At 51.7% G+C, this 14,896-nt stretch carries 12 protein-coding genes and 2 pseudogenes; 6 read left to right on the plus strand and 8 right to left on the minus strand.

Annotated elements, in window-relative coordinates; all coding sequences use genetic code 11:
• Positions 1 to 114: 114 nt before the first annotated feature.
• Positions 115 to 1,404, plus strand: a complete 1,290-nt coding sequence (locus LIX15_RS24235; protein WP_227777763.1) for an MFS transporter — start codon at positions 115 to 117, stop codon at positions 1,402 to 1,404.
• An 817-nt stretch (positions 1,405 to 2,221) separates the two neighbouring features.
• Here the strand turns inward: LIX15_RS24235 and LIX15_RS24240 are convergent.
• From LIX15_RS24240 to LIX15_RS24255, 4 genes and pseudogenes are all read right to left on the minus strand, one after another.
• A complete protein-coding gene (locus LIX15_RS24240) occupies positions 2,222 to 2,581 on the minus strand; it encodes a hypothetical protein (RefSeq protein WP_227777764.1) in 360 nt (119 codons plus the stop codon).
• A 907-nt stretch (positions 2,582 to 3,488) separates the two neighbouring features.
• Positions 3,489 to 3,611, minus strand: a pseudogene (locus LIX15_RS24245) (RNA-guided endonuclease TnpB family protein); the annotation flags it as partial.
• 92 nt (positions 3,612 to 3,703) lie between these two features.
• A complete protein-coding gene (locus LIX15_RS24250) occupies positions 3,704 to 3,856 on the minus strand; it encodes a hypothetical protein (protein WP_227777765.1) in 153 nt (50 codons plus the stop codon).
• A 169-nt stretch (positions 3,857 to 4,025) separates the two neighbouring features.
• Positions 4,026 to 5,825, minus strand: a complete 1,800-nt coding sequence (locus LIX15_RS24255; protein WP_227777825.1) for an SLC13 family permease — start codon at positions 5,823 to 5,825, stop codon at positions 4,026 to 4,028.
• A gap of 492 nt (positions 5,826 to 6,317) precedes the next feature.
• On the opposite strand from LIX15_RS24255, the gene LIX15_RS24260 reads away from it, so the two are divergent.
• The 3 genes from LIX15_RS24260 to LIX15_RS24270 all read left to right on the plus strand — a co-directional run bounded on the left by LIX15_RS24260 (position 6,318) and on the right by LIX15_RS24270 (position 7,873).
• Positions 6,318 to 7,031 (plus strand): class I SAM-dependent methyltransferase, encoded by a 714-nt coding sequence (locus LIX15_RS24260; RefSeq protein WP_227777766.1) that lies wholly within the window; start codon positions 6,318 to 6,320, stop codon positions 7,029 to 7,031.
• A gap of 283 nt (positions 7,032 to 7,314) precedes the next feature.
• Positions 7,315 to 7,626: a PadR family transcriptional regulator gene (locus LIX15_RS24265; RefSeq protein ID WP_227777767.1), complete on the plus strand. Its 312-nt coding sequence runs from the start codon at positions 7,315 to 7,317 to the stop codon at positions 7,624 to 7,626.
• Positions 7,627 to 7,687: 61 nt separating this feature from the next.
• Entirely contained in the window at positions 7,688 to 7,873 is a 186-nt protein-coding gene (locus tag LIX15_RS24270; protein ID WP_227777768.1) for a hypothetical protein, read from the plus strand.
• Positions 7,874 to 7,959: 86 nt separating this feature from the next.
• Here LIX15_RS24270 and LIX15_RS24275 read toward each other — a convergent pair whose 3' ends face one another.
• Positions 7,960 to 9,237: an RNA-guided endonuclease InsQ/TnpB family protein gene (locus LIX15_RS24275; protein ID WP_227777769.1), complete on the minus strand. Its 1,278-nt coding sequence runs from the start codon at positions 9,235 to 9,237 to the stop codon at positions 7,960 to 7,962.
• A 56-nt stretch (positions 9,238 to 9,293) separates the two neighbouring features.
• Between LIX15_RS24275 and LIX15_RS24280 the strand changes: the two genes are divergently transcribed.
• A complete protein-coding gene (locus LIX15_RS24280) occupies positions 9,294 to 9,434 on the plus strand; it encodes a hypothetical protein (RefSeq protein WP_227777770.1) in 141 nt (46 codons plus the stop codon).
• A gap of 99 nt (positions 9,435 to 9,533) precedes the next feature.
• A pseudogene (locus LIX15_RS24285) lies at positions 9,534 to 9,872 on the plus strand (PIN domain-containing protein); the annotation flags it as partial.
• 116 nt (positions 9,873 to 9,988) lie between these two features.
• On the opposite strand, the gene LIX15_RS24290 reads toward LIX15_RS24285, so the two are convergent.
• From LIX15_RS24290 to LIX15_RS24300, 3 genes are all read right to left on the minus strand, one after another.
• Positions 9,989 to 11,272, minus strand: a complete 1,284-nt coding sequence (locus tag LIX15_RS24290; protein WP_227777771.1) for a cytosine deaminase — start codon at positions 11,270 to 11,272, stop codon at positions 9,989 to 9,991.
• Positions 11,273 to 11,912: 640 nt separating this feature from the next.
• The gene (locus LIX15_RS24295; RefSeq protein WP_227777772.1) at positions 11,913 to 13,304 is read right to left on the minus strand and encodes an outer membrane protein assembly factor BamB family protein; all 1,392 of its coding nucleotides are present in this window, start codon (positions 13,302 to 13,304) and stop codon (positions 11,913 to 11,915) included.
• A 554-nt stretch (positions 13,305 to 13,858) separates the two neighbouring features.
• Positions 13,859 to 14,659, minus strand: a complete 801-nt coding sequence (locus LIX15_RS24300) for a hypothetical protein (RefSeq protein ID WP_227777773.1) — start codon at positions 14,657 to 14,659, stop codon at positions 13,859 to 13,861.
• Positions 14,660 to 14,896 lie beyond the last annotated feature (237 nt).

Raw genomic sequence — 14,896 nt, forward strand, 5'->3', positions numbered from 1 at the left:
GCCAGCAATTTGATTTTGTCCAGTTGGAATTGCGAGCAAGTGTTGGAGAAGAGACAAACAGGGATAACAGCGCACGATCTGCTGACGACAAGCTAACGATCGATAATAATGGCAATGGAAACCACAAACGAGTACGCCCAAGGCATTCGCGAGCATCTTCCACAGTTCTCGCTTCACGTGCTCTTGGTGTTCGCGACGGGATTGACAATCGGGTCCGAACGTGCTGTCGTGCCCGTCTTGGGCCGTGACGTGCTTGGCGTCACGTCGTTGTTCGTCATCGGCTCGTTCGTCGTTTCCTTTGGGATTGTAAAATCCCTGATCAACCTCTACGCTGGCAAATGGGGCGAAGAGTACGGCCGCAAACCCGTGCTCATCCTCGGATGGGCGACCGCGCTCCCGTTACCAATCATTTTGATTTTCGCTCCAAACTGGTGGTGGATCACCCTCGGCAACATCTTTCTTGGTATTAACCAAGGGCTCACCTGGAGCATGGCAGTGAATGCGAAGATCGACCTTGCTGGGCCGGAGCAACGTGGCATTGCCGTCGGAATTGATGAGGCGTTTGGCTATACCGGGCTTGCAGTCGGTGCCTGGATTACAGGTGTGATTGCTGCCCAAACAAGCCTTCGACCAGAGCCATTCTACTTTCTCGCTGCCGTGGTCGTGCTGGCGTTCCTTATTTCGATTTCGCTGATTAAGGAGACGGTCCAGTACGCGCGGGCAGAAGGAGATGATGAGCATCACGATGCAAATCTTCCGTTCGACGAAGTATTGAAGCGGGCGACGTATGGCGATCGAACACTGTTTGCGGCTGCACAGGCTGGTCACATTGAGAACTTCGTCGATGTGCTGTTCTGGATTGGGGTTCCGATCTATCTCACGAGTCAAGGGTTGGGTATCGCGGCTGTTGGTGTTGTCGTTGGTGTCCACAGTGCCATGTACTTCCTTCAGATCGGGACTGGGGGACTTGCCGATAGGATTGGGCGGCGACCGCCAGTGATCGCGGGCATGTTTGTGGCCGGTGTCGGTGTCTTAGGGATGACAGTCGTCACCGAATATCTTCTATGGGCTGTGATGGCTGGAGTCGCAGGAGTTGGGATGGCATTGCTCTATCCGAATCTGATGACGGTACCAGGAGATGCGGCGCATCCGACATGGCGTGCGTCCGGGATGGGTGTCTACCGAATGTGGCGTGACTCTGGCTATGCTGTTGGAGCGATTCTGATCGGACTCGCGATGCAGTTTATTAACATCAAGGCAGCCTTCTATATGACTGGTCTGTTAATGTTCGTCTCTGGCGGCCTCGTGCATCTGTGGATGGAAGAAACGCATCCCGACTTCGGCACTCACGAACCACCGGCGCCTGCTCCAGAGACACCCAACCGTACAACATCTGAAGATTAAATGCACCGTCATTTTAGCGGTGAACACTCTGGATCCTCTGAACCCCATGTTGCCACTCGAATATCGGTCTTCGCCACCAAAAATATAGCATCGAGAATGAGTTTGACGCGACTCGGTTCATGACGTGACATCCTTCCCGTCGTAAACGACGGGGCGTCCCCACACAGAAGGAAACCCGGCCCGGTGCTGGGCAGGTTTCAGGACCGTCTCTTCCGGTGTCAAAGGCGCGGGTTTCACGCCACCGCTCTTCTGAAAGCGTCCTGTGGCACTGCCACGGGTACTCCCATCACCAAGCGTGTCATCAACGACGGGTTTCAACCGTCACCTCTCACCCAAGCGATCGAACCTCGCGGTTCCTTGCCGACTCCGGTCACACCTTTTGACCGGGCTCGCGGAGCACCGCAGACATAGGTGGAATGTGGTCCACATCCTCCGGTGGTCAACCGTGTGGAAAACGGCGGAATCCGTGATATCACGCACATCACGGTGCGTACTAAGTGTTTGTACTCTGGGGAGGCCACCGATAGCGGTTGCGTTACGGAGCGTACGCGATTCACGCCCGCCGTGAATGGCAGAATTCTCTCGCTGATGAAAGATAGACATGCACTCACAGGTCAGCAGTGGGGTGCAGAAGTCGAGCGAGCGTCTACTTCCGTGAGAAAATTAGGGGCCAGAAAATCGACCGTGACCCGATACCGTCAGTGCGTCAGCCGTTTGGCTGGACTAATCAGTAACGAATGTACATTGAGTTTCCGCTCACGGGGTGAACGTGAACGCCAAAAAATACTCCGCTAAGTTGCTGATTTAGGCTGCTGAGTTAGTCTTCGTATTCGTTCTCGGCTTCGTTCTCGGCGTTAGCGATGCCGACCTGTGCGTTGTTGTTCGTTTGGTCGCTGTACTGTACAGCGAGCGCGTCACCGGATTTAGCTTCGCCACCCTTCCAGCCGAGTGCTGCCGAGACCGCCGTGTTGTCGTCCTGCACGTTCACGTTGGTCTGCTTAACGTCTTGGTCTTGCTCGACTTCCGCTTCGGCATCCTGCTCGACGCTCTGCTTGATCTCGTCACCTACTTTCTTTTTGTCATCTTTATGGTCATCGTACGGTGCTGCAACTGCGCTACCGGCGAACAGCGTGCCGACAAGCGCAACAACCATGAATAGGCTGAGTGCTTTTCTCATTGTTGGAATCTCCTGAGCATGACCCCCCACGCCACTCCAACTCAGCTGTTGGAGTCTGGTGGCATCAGTGCTCACTCACCACCGTCGGCGGAGTGCTATTTAGACCCCGAGAACCGTTGATGAGTTTGCGTTGTTCATGAATCATCGTAATCCAAAGGCATTATTTTTAAGCATGTGTGAGTTTCCCACCGTCGCTTGTGTTAATCTGGAATCAAGCTCAAAAACTCGCCAGTATTCGCTGTTATAGGCTTTGAACCGCTCGTCACTTCCGTGCGCTGCTCGCAGCAATGGCCGATTATCTTCTGTAATCCGCCGATATTCATTGTTGTGATATCCTCGCCCCCGTAAACGGCGGGATGCTCTCACTGATGAAAGATAGGTGCTCTCCTGAAGAATCCAGCAACCAAGGGGGGCTCTAATTGAGAGGCCCCCTTATTTCCGGTTGATCGTGTCGATCGCCGTGGCACTGACGACGAGCCATAGCTCTTCGAAAAAGCGTAGGAATCGATCTGAGCTGGTTTAATCGCTTATACGTTCATCAACGATTTTTAATTTATGTCTATTGGTATGTGATATCCCCTAACAATTAATTGGTCGAGCATCATATCGTGTTAGGGGGACAATCCCCCGAAGTGCAAAATTCATGGTTGATCTCTCCTGGGTAGGGAGTCAACCGCGATCAAGAGGTACTCACCTCTTGGTTGCTCTCCAATAGCATAACCACCCGTATTGTGGGCTTCTCGGGTGTTACTTCATTCACGACAGTATCGAAGGTGACAAACCATTTTCGAAGAGCATCGCGAAACGTTTGCACGATGGATTTGTGTATCGGTTAAACAACCGGTCTCGAGGTAGATGATAGAGTAGCGGTGAACACTCCGTATCCTCTTAACCCTCACGTCGCCACTCGAATATCGGTCAAATCCTCGAAGGTGATGTGAGAATAGTCGTGTATCAACGCCTCTTGAACGAGTGCTTTCGATATTCTGTGGAGGTAGTCTTCCGCCCACCGTCTTTCTCTTTCGCCGATTCAAGTGTCTAAGCAAAAACTGATCATCACATACTGTATATGAATACTTCAAATCCGTGTTATCAGCGATTGATCCAGCCGCTATATGGCGATTATTGCTCGATTAACAGTGCCAGATGGCTATATTTGTCAGGATCATTCTGGAACTGCTCTGCATCAGGGAGTAATTGTTCTATCGACTGAATATTTTCTTCTCGTTCGTTCCCAGAGACTTCTACACCACTAATCTCGATGTCCTTCGTCATCGCAAAACGTACCACACAAGATCTCATTACCTTATCGGGTAGATGTTGAAAAAATCCTTTGTTTATTCGTATACTGGTGGTGTTCAACTCGCACAACGAATTGTGCGCAGATCGATACAGGGATTCAAAAAATAGATTCCTATTGACGGAAATCGGTGTTATCATCCGACTATATCCCCCAGAATACTGCGATACCCAACGGCGTGACAACCGCGAACAATAACTGCAGCGGTGCACCAACGCGGAGGTAGTCACTGAACTTGTAGCCACCCGGTCCGTAGACAAAGAGGTTCGTTTGATAGCCGATTGGCGTCATAAAGGCAGTGCTGGCAGCGAATGTCACTGCCAGCACGAATGCATATGTGCTTGCGTTGATTCGCACAGCGGCCTCTGCGGCAACAGGAATCATGAGGACAACACTGGCGTTATTGCTGATGACGTTCGTCAATAGGGCCGTTATTAAGTAAAAAATTCCTAAGACGACAAGTGGAGGAAATATATCTGCACTGCCCACCACGAAATCTGCTAATAGGGTTGCCGTTCCAGTCTTCTCCATTGCGATGCCGAGCGGGATAACGCCCGCTAACAGGAAGATTACGTCCCACTGGACTGCATCGTACACTTCCGTCGGTTTGAGTACACCGGTCACAGCCATAGTTAGTGCTCCGGTGAGCGCCGAGACCATAATTGGGAGAATGTCGAGCGCCGCAATGGAAACAACACCCACGACGATGCCGATCGCGAGTGGAATCTTCGACTCGCGGAACTCCGTCTGTTCGACTTCTTGTGCAACAATGAGATCTGGGTTCGCAGCCAAACGGCTGATACTGTTTGTTGTTCCCTGAATCAGCAGTGTGTCACCGACCTGGAGATCAAGCCGTTCGAAACGCTCGTGAATGACTTCTGGACCGCGACGAAGTGCGAGTACCGTCGTGTTGTAGCGCTCGCGGAAACTCACACTCTTGAGTGTCTCGCCGACAAGTGATGAACCAGGGCTGATGACCACCTCGACCAGATTCTGTCCGCTGTTCGCTGCTTCTAGCGTTTCCTCGGTAACCTGCACTTCAGGAAGTAAGTTGAAGCCGTCGGTTCCCATTAGCTGAACAAGGGTGCGGCGGCTTGTTCGAATTGCGAACACATCCCCGGGGTAGATAGTCTTCCTGGCGAGTGGCTCGAGGAAGATTTGATCATCTCTGATCAGTTGAAGCACATCCATATCGAAGTCGGATTCTTCGATGGCCTCCTCGACTGTCTGGCCAACAATGGGTGAATCCTCCTGGACAACGACTTCGGTAAGGTACATAGCCATTTGGAACTCCTCGGTCAGATCTTTTTGAGGCTTGATTCGTGCTGGTATCAGTCGCGGTCCTACTGTTAGAAGATATACCGTCCCGAGTGCGAAGACGACGACACCAAGTTGAGTGAACTCGAACATCGAGAAAGCGTGAAGACGAGGATACTGGGTTGATAGTCGAGCAGCAATATTGCTGGCAAGGATATTTGTCGAGGTCCCAATAAGTGTGAGGGTACCACCAAACATCGAGGCATATGATAATGGTATCAACAGTTTCGACGGTGACGTTTTTCCCTCATTCGCGATATCTGTTACCATCGGAAGGAGGATAGCGACCGCTGCGGTGTTATTGATGAAACCTGAAATCGGCCCAACGACACCAATGGTTGCGCCCAGTTGCTTACGCTCGTTGGTACCTGTAACTGTGGTGATCCGCCGGCCGAGCAACTGAATGATACCCGTCCGGCGGACACCATCGCTCAAAATGAACATTGCCAACACAGTTATCGTTGCCGTGTTCGCAAACCCAGAGACACCCTCGGCGGGAGAAATCGTTGTCCATGGTTCCAGCAACATCAACGTCACCATCACGCCGATTGCCGTGATGTCGATTGGTATTGGCTCGGTCGCAAACAGGACGAGTGCTGCGACAATAATGGCAAAAATGATGACCATCCCTGCCGTCAACTCGGTGAGTACCACAGAAACTACAACTCGCTGAACAAACAAAAATCGTAAGGTGGATTCGTTGCCGATAGTGACTGCGACCGACTTTCACTGCGAATAACCCGAGATCGACTGTTCCGACTAGAGGTGTCGTTGGATCTGACCCACTGACGTGGGGTTATTCCGTCCACGAGCGTGGCCATACAGTACGCTGGTGCACGATCATGATTTAATATAGCAGAAACCCTGTTTATCCGTCCTCTCGACCGGTCAAAGCGTATCCTCATCCACGATTGGAACCGAAACAGTCATCACTGAACTAGCAACCGCTGCGAACTGGTGAATACATCACTTATCGGGTTGCATATTTCTATATAAACATGAAATAGGATCTACTAGATTGTCTCCGGTTCAGATCTGTGGTGTTGGTAGCCGCAGTCTTCGTTACTCGGTACCGACTAACAGATCAGTTTTATTATATTTGATAGTGTGTCACAGACTGTGACACGAGACGATCCGCTTGGTCACGCGATTCGGGACTACTACCATGGAGAACAAGACGAACCGCTCATCGACCACGACGGCACCGAAACCCGTGAGCAGCCAATCGAGCAATTCTATTTCGGCGAGTTCGATCCCGAAAGCGATGCTGGTGCGTGGGAAGAATCCTGGCTCGACGGCCCACTGCTTGACATCGGGGCAGGAGCGGGCCGAGATACACTCTACTTCCAAGAGCAATTCGAGACAGTTGCGATCGAGATCAGCGAATACCTTGTTGAAACCATGCGCGACCGCGGGGTCCGGGATGCACGCCACGTCGATATGTTCGAGCTGCGTGAGAACTTTGCTCGTGACCGCTTTCAGTCAGCATACGCGTTTGGGACACAAGTCGGCCTCACCAAATCGATGCACGGGCTTCGAAAGTTCTTGGGCGATCTCGCATTCGTGACGACGTCCGACGGAACCGCGTTGATACATGGCTACGATCCAGAACAAGCTGCCACCACAGAAATTATTGGATACCGGGATGACCCGACACCGGGTCTTGCGTACCGCGTCTACCATACAGAATATAAAAACGATAGTGAGACGCTCCTGTTCCGTCTGTTTAGTCCTGATCAGCTCCAAGAAGCAGCGGTCGGGACTGGGTGGGAAGTGGTAGAAGTACGACACGGATCTGAGCGCACATACACTGCAGCACTCGGAAAACGCTGAATACTGCAAACGAACCCACACATCGATACAATGGTAGATAAGAGTCAGCGTGACGATCTGAGACGGTTTACCGAGAAAGTGAGTGAGAACGATATTCTTGGTGTGATCTGGAAGTCAATATATCCGGATGTGACCGCTGGCTAGGCTACAGACACGATTGGGATGAAACAGCAGCAAGTTCAGTACCAACCTACGCAACTCGATGAGTATGGTGACTCCGGACGCGGAGAGCGTCGGCCCTGAATCGTTATCACGTAGGCCCTTGAAGGATTCGGGGGCTACGATGAGTACTGAACCAGCATTCGCCGATGTGCCGAGTTTTCGACGAGATTTGCTCGCTGTCATCGCTCGTGAGGAGCCGGTATACGGGCTTGCTGCGAAGCGAGCTCTTGAAACGGCGTACGATGACACGATCAACAATGGCCAGCTCTATCGCCATCTCGACGCACTCGTTGAAGAAAACTATGTACAGAAAAGCCAACTAGATCGGCGAACAAATGAGTATTCAGTGACAGATTCCGGTCGTGAAACGCTCAAAGCGCAGATCACATGGCTTGAATCGTGTCTCACTAATGGAGAGAACATTCACGAGTGAACAAATCGCCCTGTTTGCGCAGGCGATTCCGAGCGCCATCGCCAGTGGAATCGGCGGTTGAGTGAAGGCCGCCACACTACAAAACCAGTTGGTCGGGTCCCTCCCCCGCTGCCAGACAGGGGTGCAAGTGGTTCCGTCAGGCGTCGTGAGTGTCGGCAACCGCGAGTATGGCTTCGAGGAGTGGGTCATCCTGATACCGTATGGTCTCATCGTGCTGGTCATACTCGATGACAAATCGACGAAGTAGAGTGTGCGCATAGTTTCTGGTAGCGCTCCCGTGATGACATCCTCCCCGGCGTGAACGCCGGGGTTTCCTCACGCTGGGGGTCTCGGCTATGCCGAACCCACGGAGGCAACTTGCGGGTTTGTGCGCTCCTCGTTGGAACAAACGCGTGGTGACGCTGACCATGAATGGTCGTTCCACTTGAGGCGTACGGGCCGTGCCATCGGCCGTACTACGTCGTTGTGTCGTCTCAGGAACGTTTCGCTCGCTACGAGATCTGCGTGGCCGTCGAAACCACAGGGGCACGTCAGCGTGTCGCGGTGGCGCGTGGTTCGGTCAGTCGAACCGCAGTTCGGACACTCTTGGCTTGTCCACGCTTCCGACCGGACTTCGACCGTGATGCCGAACTCTTCGGCGGTACATGCGAGCCGGTTGATGAACGCGCGGAACGCCCAGAAGTTGTGCGTTTTCGCGTTCGTTCGCATCGACCACGACGTTTCCAACACGTCGGTTAAATCGCCGACGTACACTGTCGAAACCCCTTCGTCGTACAGCCGTTCGATGAGGTTGCGAGAAAGAGCGTCTCGGGCGTGGTCGCGTCGGCGCGTCCGTCGTCGGTACAGTGAGCGTATCTGCTTGCTGCTGTATCGCCCCGCCCGAAGCTTCGACTGAAGTTCGGCAATTCGGCGCGTCGTCTCTCGAAACCGCTCAAATAGGTTGCGTCCTTCATACAGATACTGCTGACCGGTCGTAGTCGTACAGGCGACAAGGTTGTTCGCACCGATGTCCAAAGCGGCTTCTTCCGAAGCCAGTGGTCGTGCCAGCCGAGAATTGTCGATTGTGACTGGCTGAAAGGCCCTGAACGTCTGTGCGGTCTCGTCGTAGTACAGTTCTAACCTGCCCTGTTTGTCGTACTCGTTCCAGTTCGGAGTGCCGCGAATTTCGAGGCGGAGGCGTTCCTGCCGTCCGAGACCGTATTCCTCTTTCAGGTCACTCCCGACGAGAATTTCGAGCCGAGAGTATTCGCCCCACTCGATTGAGTATGACGTGTTTCGGATGTACGTCCGAAGGTCGCGACCATTCTCGGCGTTGCCCCAGAATCCGGGTTTACCGTTGGCTGCTCCTTTCTTCTTGAGGGCGAAGAACGACCGCCATGCTTCGCGATTCTTTCGTCCGATTTGCTGAACGGTCGAAGCACCGAGAACACCGCCGTACCGGCCGCGATACTCGCCGATGTCCCACACGTCTCCGTCAGGGTCGACGTAGTTCTCGCATCGTTCGTAGTTGATTTCGTTCCAAAGTGCGGCTGAAGCGTCCAACAGTCGCCGAAGCAACTCCTCGTCCGCGTCGGACTGAGGCACGACTTCGAAGGTGTTGGAGCGCTTCATCGCTACTTCGAGGTACGGTCAGAACTAACATAAACCTACGGATTATCGTAGGTTGTGTGTCGAACCACGTTAACATCGAAGTGCCGGACGATGAACAGTACGAGCGCATCAAGCGCGTGAAAAACGAACATGGTCTGACATGGCGTGGAATGTTAATCCACGCTACTGATGACTTAGAGACCCCAGATCAGCAGTGACCGGCGGTTGCGGGACAGAGCGTACGCGATTCACACCCGCCGTAAACGACGGGACTCTCTCGCTGAATTAGGTAGCTACCTCATCGACACCTTGAGGGAGATGACGGAGCGCAAGCGTGGCTCGAAGCCAACGAAGACCAACCACTCTCAGCGAGCACGATTGCACTGTACGAAACATATCGTGGTGTCCTTTGGGCCGCCTCATCGATGACGATGGACGAAGTCTTTGAAACGTTCGACTGGGCGACTGTCATACCGTTCGACGAGGCAGCAACACGGGAAGCAGCATTGATTCAACGCGAGCTACGAGAGGACGGAACACCCGTAAAGACACCTGACGTGATGATTGGTGCTATTGCACGGTCGGTCGGTGGGACTGTCGTTACGCGGGATAGCGACTTCGACCACATCCGGAACCTACCCGTAGAGAACTACTGAGCGCTATTATCTGAATTGTAGGCGCTAAAACCCCGTTATTTACGGCGGAGATACAGTGCCGTCATCGAAACAGAACCACCCTTTAGGGCAGGGAGGAGTCACAGAGACAAGGATCCTTATCGATGAAAATCAATTCTTTTTCCGGAATTTTCTCGATACAATGTCGTCTCGGCAGGGTTTGTTTCGGCGATTGGTCGACCATCTTTGAGGACAAGTCTTCGCGGTGCGCGCGTCCGAAGCACATTGAATGGATCGTGACTGTCGAAGACGACAAGCGATCCCTCATTACCCTCTGTAAGGCCATACTCAGACACACCAAACACCTCGGCGTTTGCTTCTGTCAGCATCTCCCAGAGCGCTGGAACATCATCGCGGCCGCTCATCTGGGCATAATGAAGTAAGACGAACGCCGCATCCAGTTGGTCGCCAACACCGTAGTGATACCAGGGATCCATCACGGAATCATGACCGATGCCAACAGTTACGCCTGCGTCTCGAAGTTGATCAATTCGAGTATGACCGCGCCGTCGTGGATAGTCATCGTATCGACCCTGAAGGACGGCGTTGTCCGGTGGGTTCGTCACAACAGTTACGCCACTCTCTGCAAGCAGGTTGATCAGTTTGTTCGCGTAGGCGTTTGAATATGAATGCATTGCCGTTGCATGACTTGCAGTCGTTTGCGTTCCCATATCTCGCTTGAGTACCTCGCTAGCGAGCACTTCCGTGAATCGTGATTGTGGGTCATCGGTTTCGTCGATATGGAGATCAAGCTGGAGATCATGACGTTCAGCGATGTCGACTGCGGTCTGCACATCGTTGACGCCGTCTTCACGGGTATGCTCGTTATGGGGTATGCCCCCAATCACGTCCACACCCATCTCAACTGCTTCATGAAGTAGTTCAAGATGGGTTTCGTCCGTGAAAAGGCCGTCCTGTGGGAACGCAACGACCTGAAGCTCAACAAGATCAGTTACTTCTTCGCGAAGTTCGAGCAATGCTTCGACACCGGTGAGCGTCTGTTCTGTGGTGTCGGCGTGTGTTCGAACACGCGTGATGCCATGGGCAGCAAACCACTCAACCGTCCGTGTCGCTCGTTCTTTCAGCTCTTCTTTACCGAGCGTGGTTTTTCTGTCGGCCCATATTTTGATCCCTTCTGCAAGCGTGCCTGATTGATTCCACCGTGGATCGCCAGCCGTTCCAGTAGCATCGAGGTGAATATGTGGTTCGATAAGCGGTGGCGTCACAAGCCGACCCGCAGCATCGTATTGTTGGTCATCATCAAATGCCGCTGTGTCGCCTTCACCCGCGTCGGCGATGCGGGCGATTTTGCTGTCTTGTATTTCGATATCAACGCGCTCTCCGTCGAGCGTCACCCCGTTTGTCACGAGAAAGTTATTCATAGGATAGATGTACCGCCAGTCGCTAAAGTTGTGCCGCCTACTTCTCTCAACAGAGAGAAGTCCACCCTTCACGGCGAGCGTGACCCGCGTGCGACACGACACAGTCCATCGCAATCGATAGAAATGGATTCAATACATTCATCAACACATTCTCTCACAAGGTTTGAGAGGTTGATCAACCTGCAAACTGTGAATTTACTCGCTTCCCAAAGCTCACAGTGTACTGGATCCGAAAATCTCCAATCGTTGAAAACCAGCACAACGTTCCAATCCATACAAACAAGTTTTGCTATCCGATCCATCAAAATTAGTTCGGACAGATTGAATGGGAAAACACAAACCAGATTGGATGGTTTTTCCGTCAAAACCGCTATCCGATCCTTCCCGATTGAATAGTCACCTAAAATTTTTTACAAAATTTTTATATTGATTGCCGTCAGTCCTAATACTGCGGGAAAGGTAAAAGATCGATAGACAAGATCTATCCGAATTGCCACCTTTCCTGTCATGCTTTCCGTGGATTATTTGTGTAGAATATTTCTGGATAGTCGAGAGTATTTTCAACCATCCATTATTCGTATTCGATTCGGAAGTATAGTTATACAATATTGGATCGCACAGGAGCGTGGATAGCGAGAAGTCAGTCACTTTGAGCTGCGATTGTTTGCTCGCCATCCGGCAACGAGTCAGATGATTCCAAGACAAAGAAATTGGAATACTGCATATAGTGATGCTCGAATACTGAGCCAGCAGGATAGGTCGTCGTGTATATTTTCCCATCTCCAACAACGGGTGTTCCAGCAGCTAGTAATCCTTCAGGAGACGTTTTCAGATCACTTTGGTCTAATAGCTGAGACCATTTTCGCTCTCCAGACGTTATATCGAGAGCGTGGATCGCTGCTCGAACTGTTCCAGGGTTCGAAGGATCCATATACCGACTACCAAGATAGACGGTTTTGTTAGCGATTGTGAGATTGCTGAAATAGTCACCAACCAACTCTTTTGTCCAGACATGCGTTCCCGTCTTGGCATTCAGTGCTGTTATCGTATTATCGCTGCCTGGCTCGTAGAACAGAACATATCCATTCCCAACGGCAAATCGTCGCTCCATAACGTTGCTCGTACCAATATCATATGTCCAATCAATCCGTCCGCTATTCACTGATCGAGCTTCAACTTTGATGACGTCATCATCATCTTCGATGTATTTTGTTCGAAGATAGTATACTCGACCATTGGCTACGACATGGTTTCCAAATGCAGAATCAGCGTCTGTCACGCGCCACAGTACTCCTCCTCGTGCTGCGTCGAGTGCTGTTCCATCACTAAAGAAAATGGTTCCATTCGCGTAACTCAATGCCCCATCACTCCCATCTGTTAGCATCCCAATGTCGTCTGTTTTCCAAATTGTCTCACCAGTCATGCTATCGAGTGCATACGCACCGTCGGCATTTGACGTATAAATTTTCTGATCGATAGCGATTGGTGACGTCCATTGTAATGAGTCCGAACGACTCCATACGAGATCACCACTTTCACTGTCGACTGCATAGAGGCCGCCCCGGTTTTCCTCACTCGTCTCTGAAACCTGTGTAGAAAAATACAGCATTTGCTCGCCTATCGTCGGTGTTTTTGGTGTAGGAAGATCAGATTGCTTCCACTGTTGCTCACCGGTCTCGGTATCATACGCACCAATATATCCTTCACTGTCAGCCGAGCCATTGTTGGTCGTAACAGCAAGATACACAGTTCCATCTTTCACGACGGGCTCTTTCGAGTGCATACTACCGTCAAGATCCATTTTCCAGTTCGTTGCTGCATACGGAGTTGGACCGGTTCCAGAAACTGCACCAGTTCGTCGAGGATTTGACCGAGCTGTATCCCAATTAGTGGCTTTATCTGTACCACTATCATTACTTTTTGCAGCAACGGTTGTGGTTTCTAAACCTGCGGCTCCCACTGTGATACCAACTGTTTTAAGAAATGTCCGTCGGCTATTTCGGTGGCCATCTGGTTGGTTATCCTCGTGCATCTGTTGATCTGGTAAAGAGAGCACTATGATATTTATCTATTGGTTCATGACTACATCTATATGAGAAAGCATGGATACTGATTGTGTTATTTGTTACTAACGAAATATGGGATTGGGGGAATTGATTATTAATGGAGAGTATGGAACTTACGCGATTCACACCCGCCGTAAACGGTGGGATTCTCTCGTTGTTTAAACGTAGGAGTCAACGTCGACCGAGAGAGTGCTCGATAACTCGCTACGTCTGCTTACGACCGTTATCCACACAGCGTCTCCAGCAATGCTAATAATGGTACACGCTCCAACGTATGCAGTCACAACCAACCGCGTACTGTCGGCATGTTTTACCAACGGTAGGTCGATTACATCGTTATAATACCAGGAGACATCATCGTGTTCCGTCTATTCCTTGCAGAAACACGGCAGAAACAGCGATACTTATTCGTAGTCGAGTGTTGCGTACAGTGGCTGACTGTGCGGAAGTTTTGTTCCTGTGGTTTGTGGAATGGTGAACACGAGGGGTTCACCGAACCCCCCATATTATGAGATTATAATCACTCCGCTCGATGAGCGCGAACCCAACCACGGAGGTCGGGATGATTCCACTCGACGCGAATACGCTTGCCCTCGACTTTCGTGGTAGGGTCAATGTCTGGATTGGCGAGATACCCATCGACGTACTCAATACCCGGAACGCGTTCGGCTATTTCGTTCATCACGCGATATCCGTCGGTCAGATACGCACAGCCATAATGGGTAGCAACCTCGCGATAGTTCAGATAAACGGTTCGGGAATTGATTTCACGGGCTTTCTCTTCTGCCCGTCCAAGGATGTTGAGGTACTTTTCGTGGATGCCAGTGTTTTGTGGGCGTTTGGTTGTAAAATCGAGCAGACTTGCATTTTCGGTTGAACGTTGGATGGTGTCATGAAGTGTTTCACCGACAGTGGCAGCCTCAGCAACGATACTTGGGGAGGTGGCGTCCACGCTGCTGCCGTCTTCGCATGTGTACTCGCGCACGTCGTTAATGATACGGGAGACAGAAGCGCGAATGCGTTGGTTCTGTTCGCGTTCGTTACTGAGTTCCTCCTGAAGGAGAGTGTTTTCAGTTTTTAGTTCGTCAATGCGATCTTCGAGGGTAGCTGTTCGGTCGCGTTCGGTTGCAATGATCTCTTCGAGGGTCTCGATCCGATCAGTGGTGGCAGTGAGGTTAGCTGCGAACGTTTCGCAGTCGTCCTCTAAGTCTTGGATGCGTTGGTCTTTGGTCTCCAGCTCGGTTTCAAGATCGTCGACACGCTCGGTAAGGGCGTTCAGTTGCTTGACCAGGGTGGCATTGGCGGTAGGTGACTGGCTCATCAGTTGATCACCCCCAGGGGAGACACTGTAGTGGGCCGATGACGGGCAGTACCGTGGTTGTCACTTCTAGCGACGATGTTGACGTTGGTCTCGCTGCCAGGGAGGCAGAACCGACACGGGTCAAAAAACGCAAGCAAGCCGCCAGTGATGGGGATGATTCGCCATCTGGAGACTGGCTTCTGTATTGTGAGTAAACAGCCTGGGTAGGATGTCAAGGTAAGTGAGACGGAGGAATCG

Origin of the sequence: Haladaptatus pallidirubidus, assembly GCF_020700235.1 — an archaeon.
Lineage (GTDB): Archaea > Halobacteriota > Halobacteria > Halobacteriales > Haladaptataceae > Haladaptatus > Haladaptatus pallidirubidus.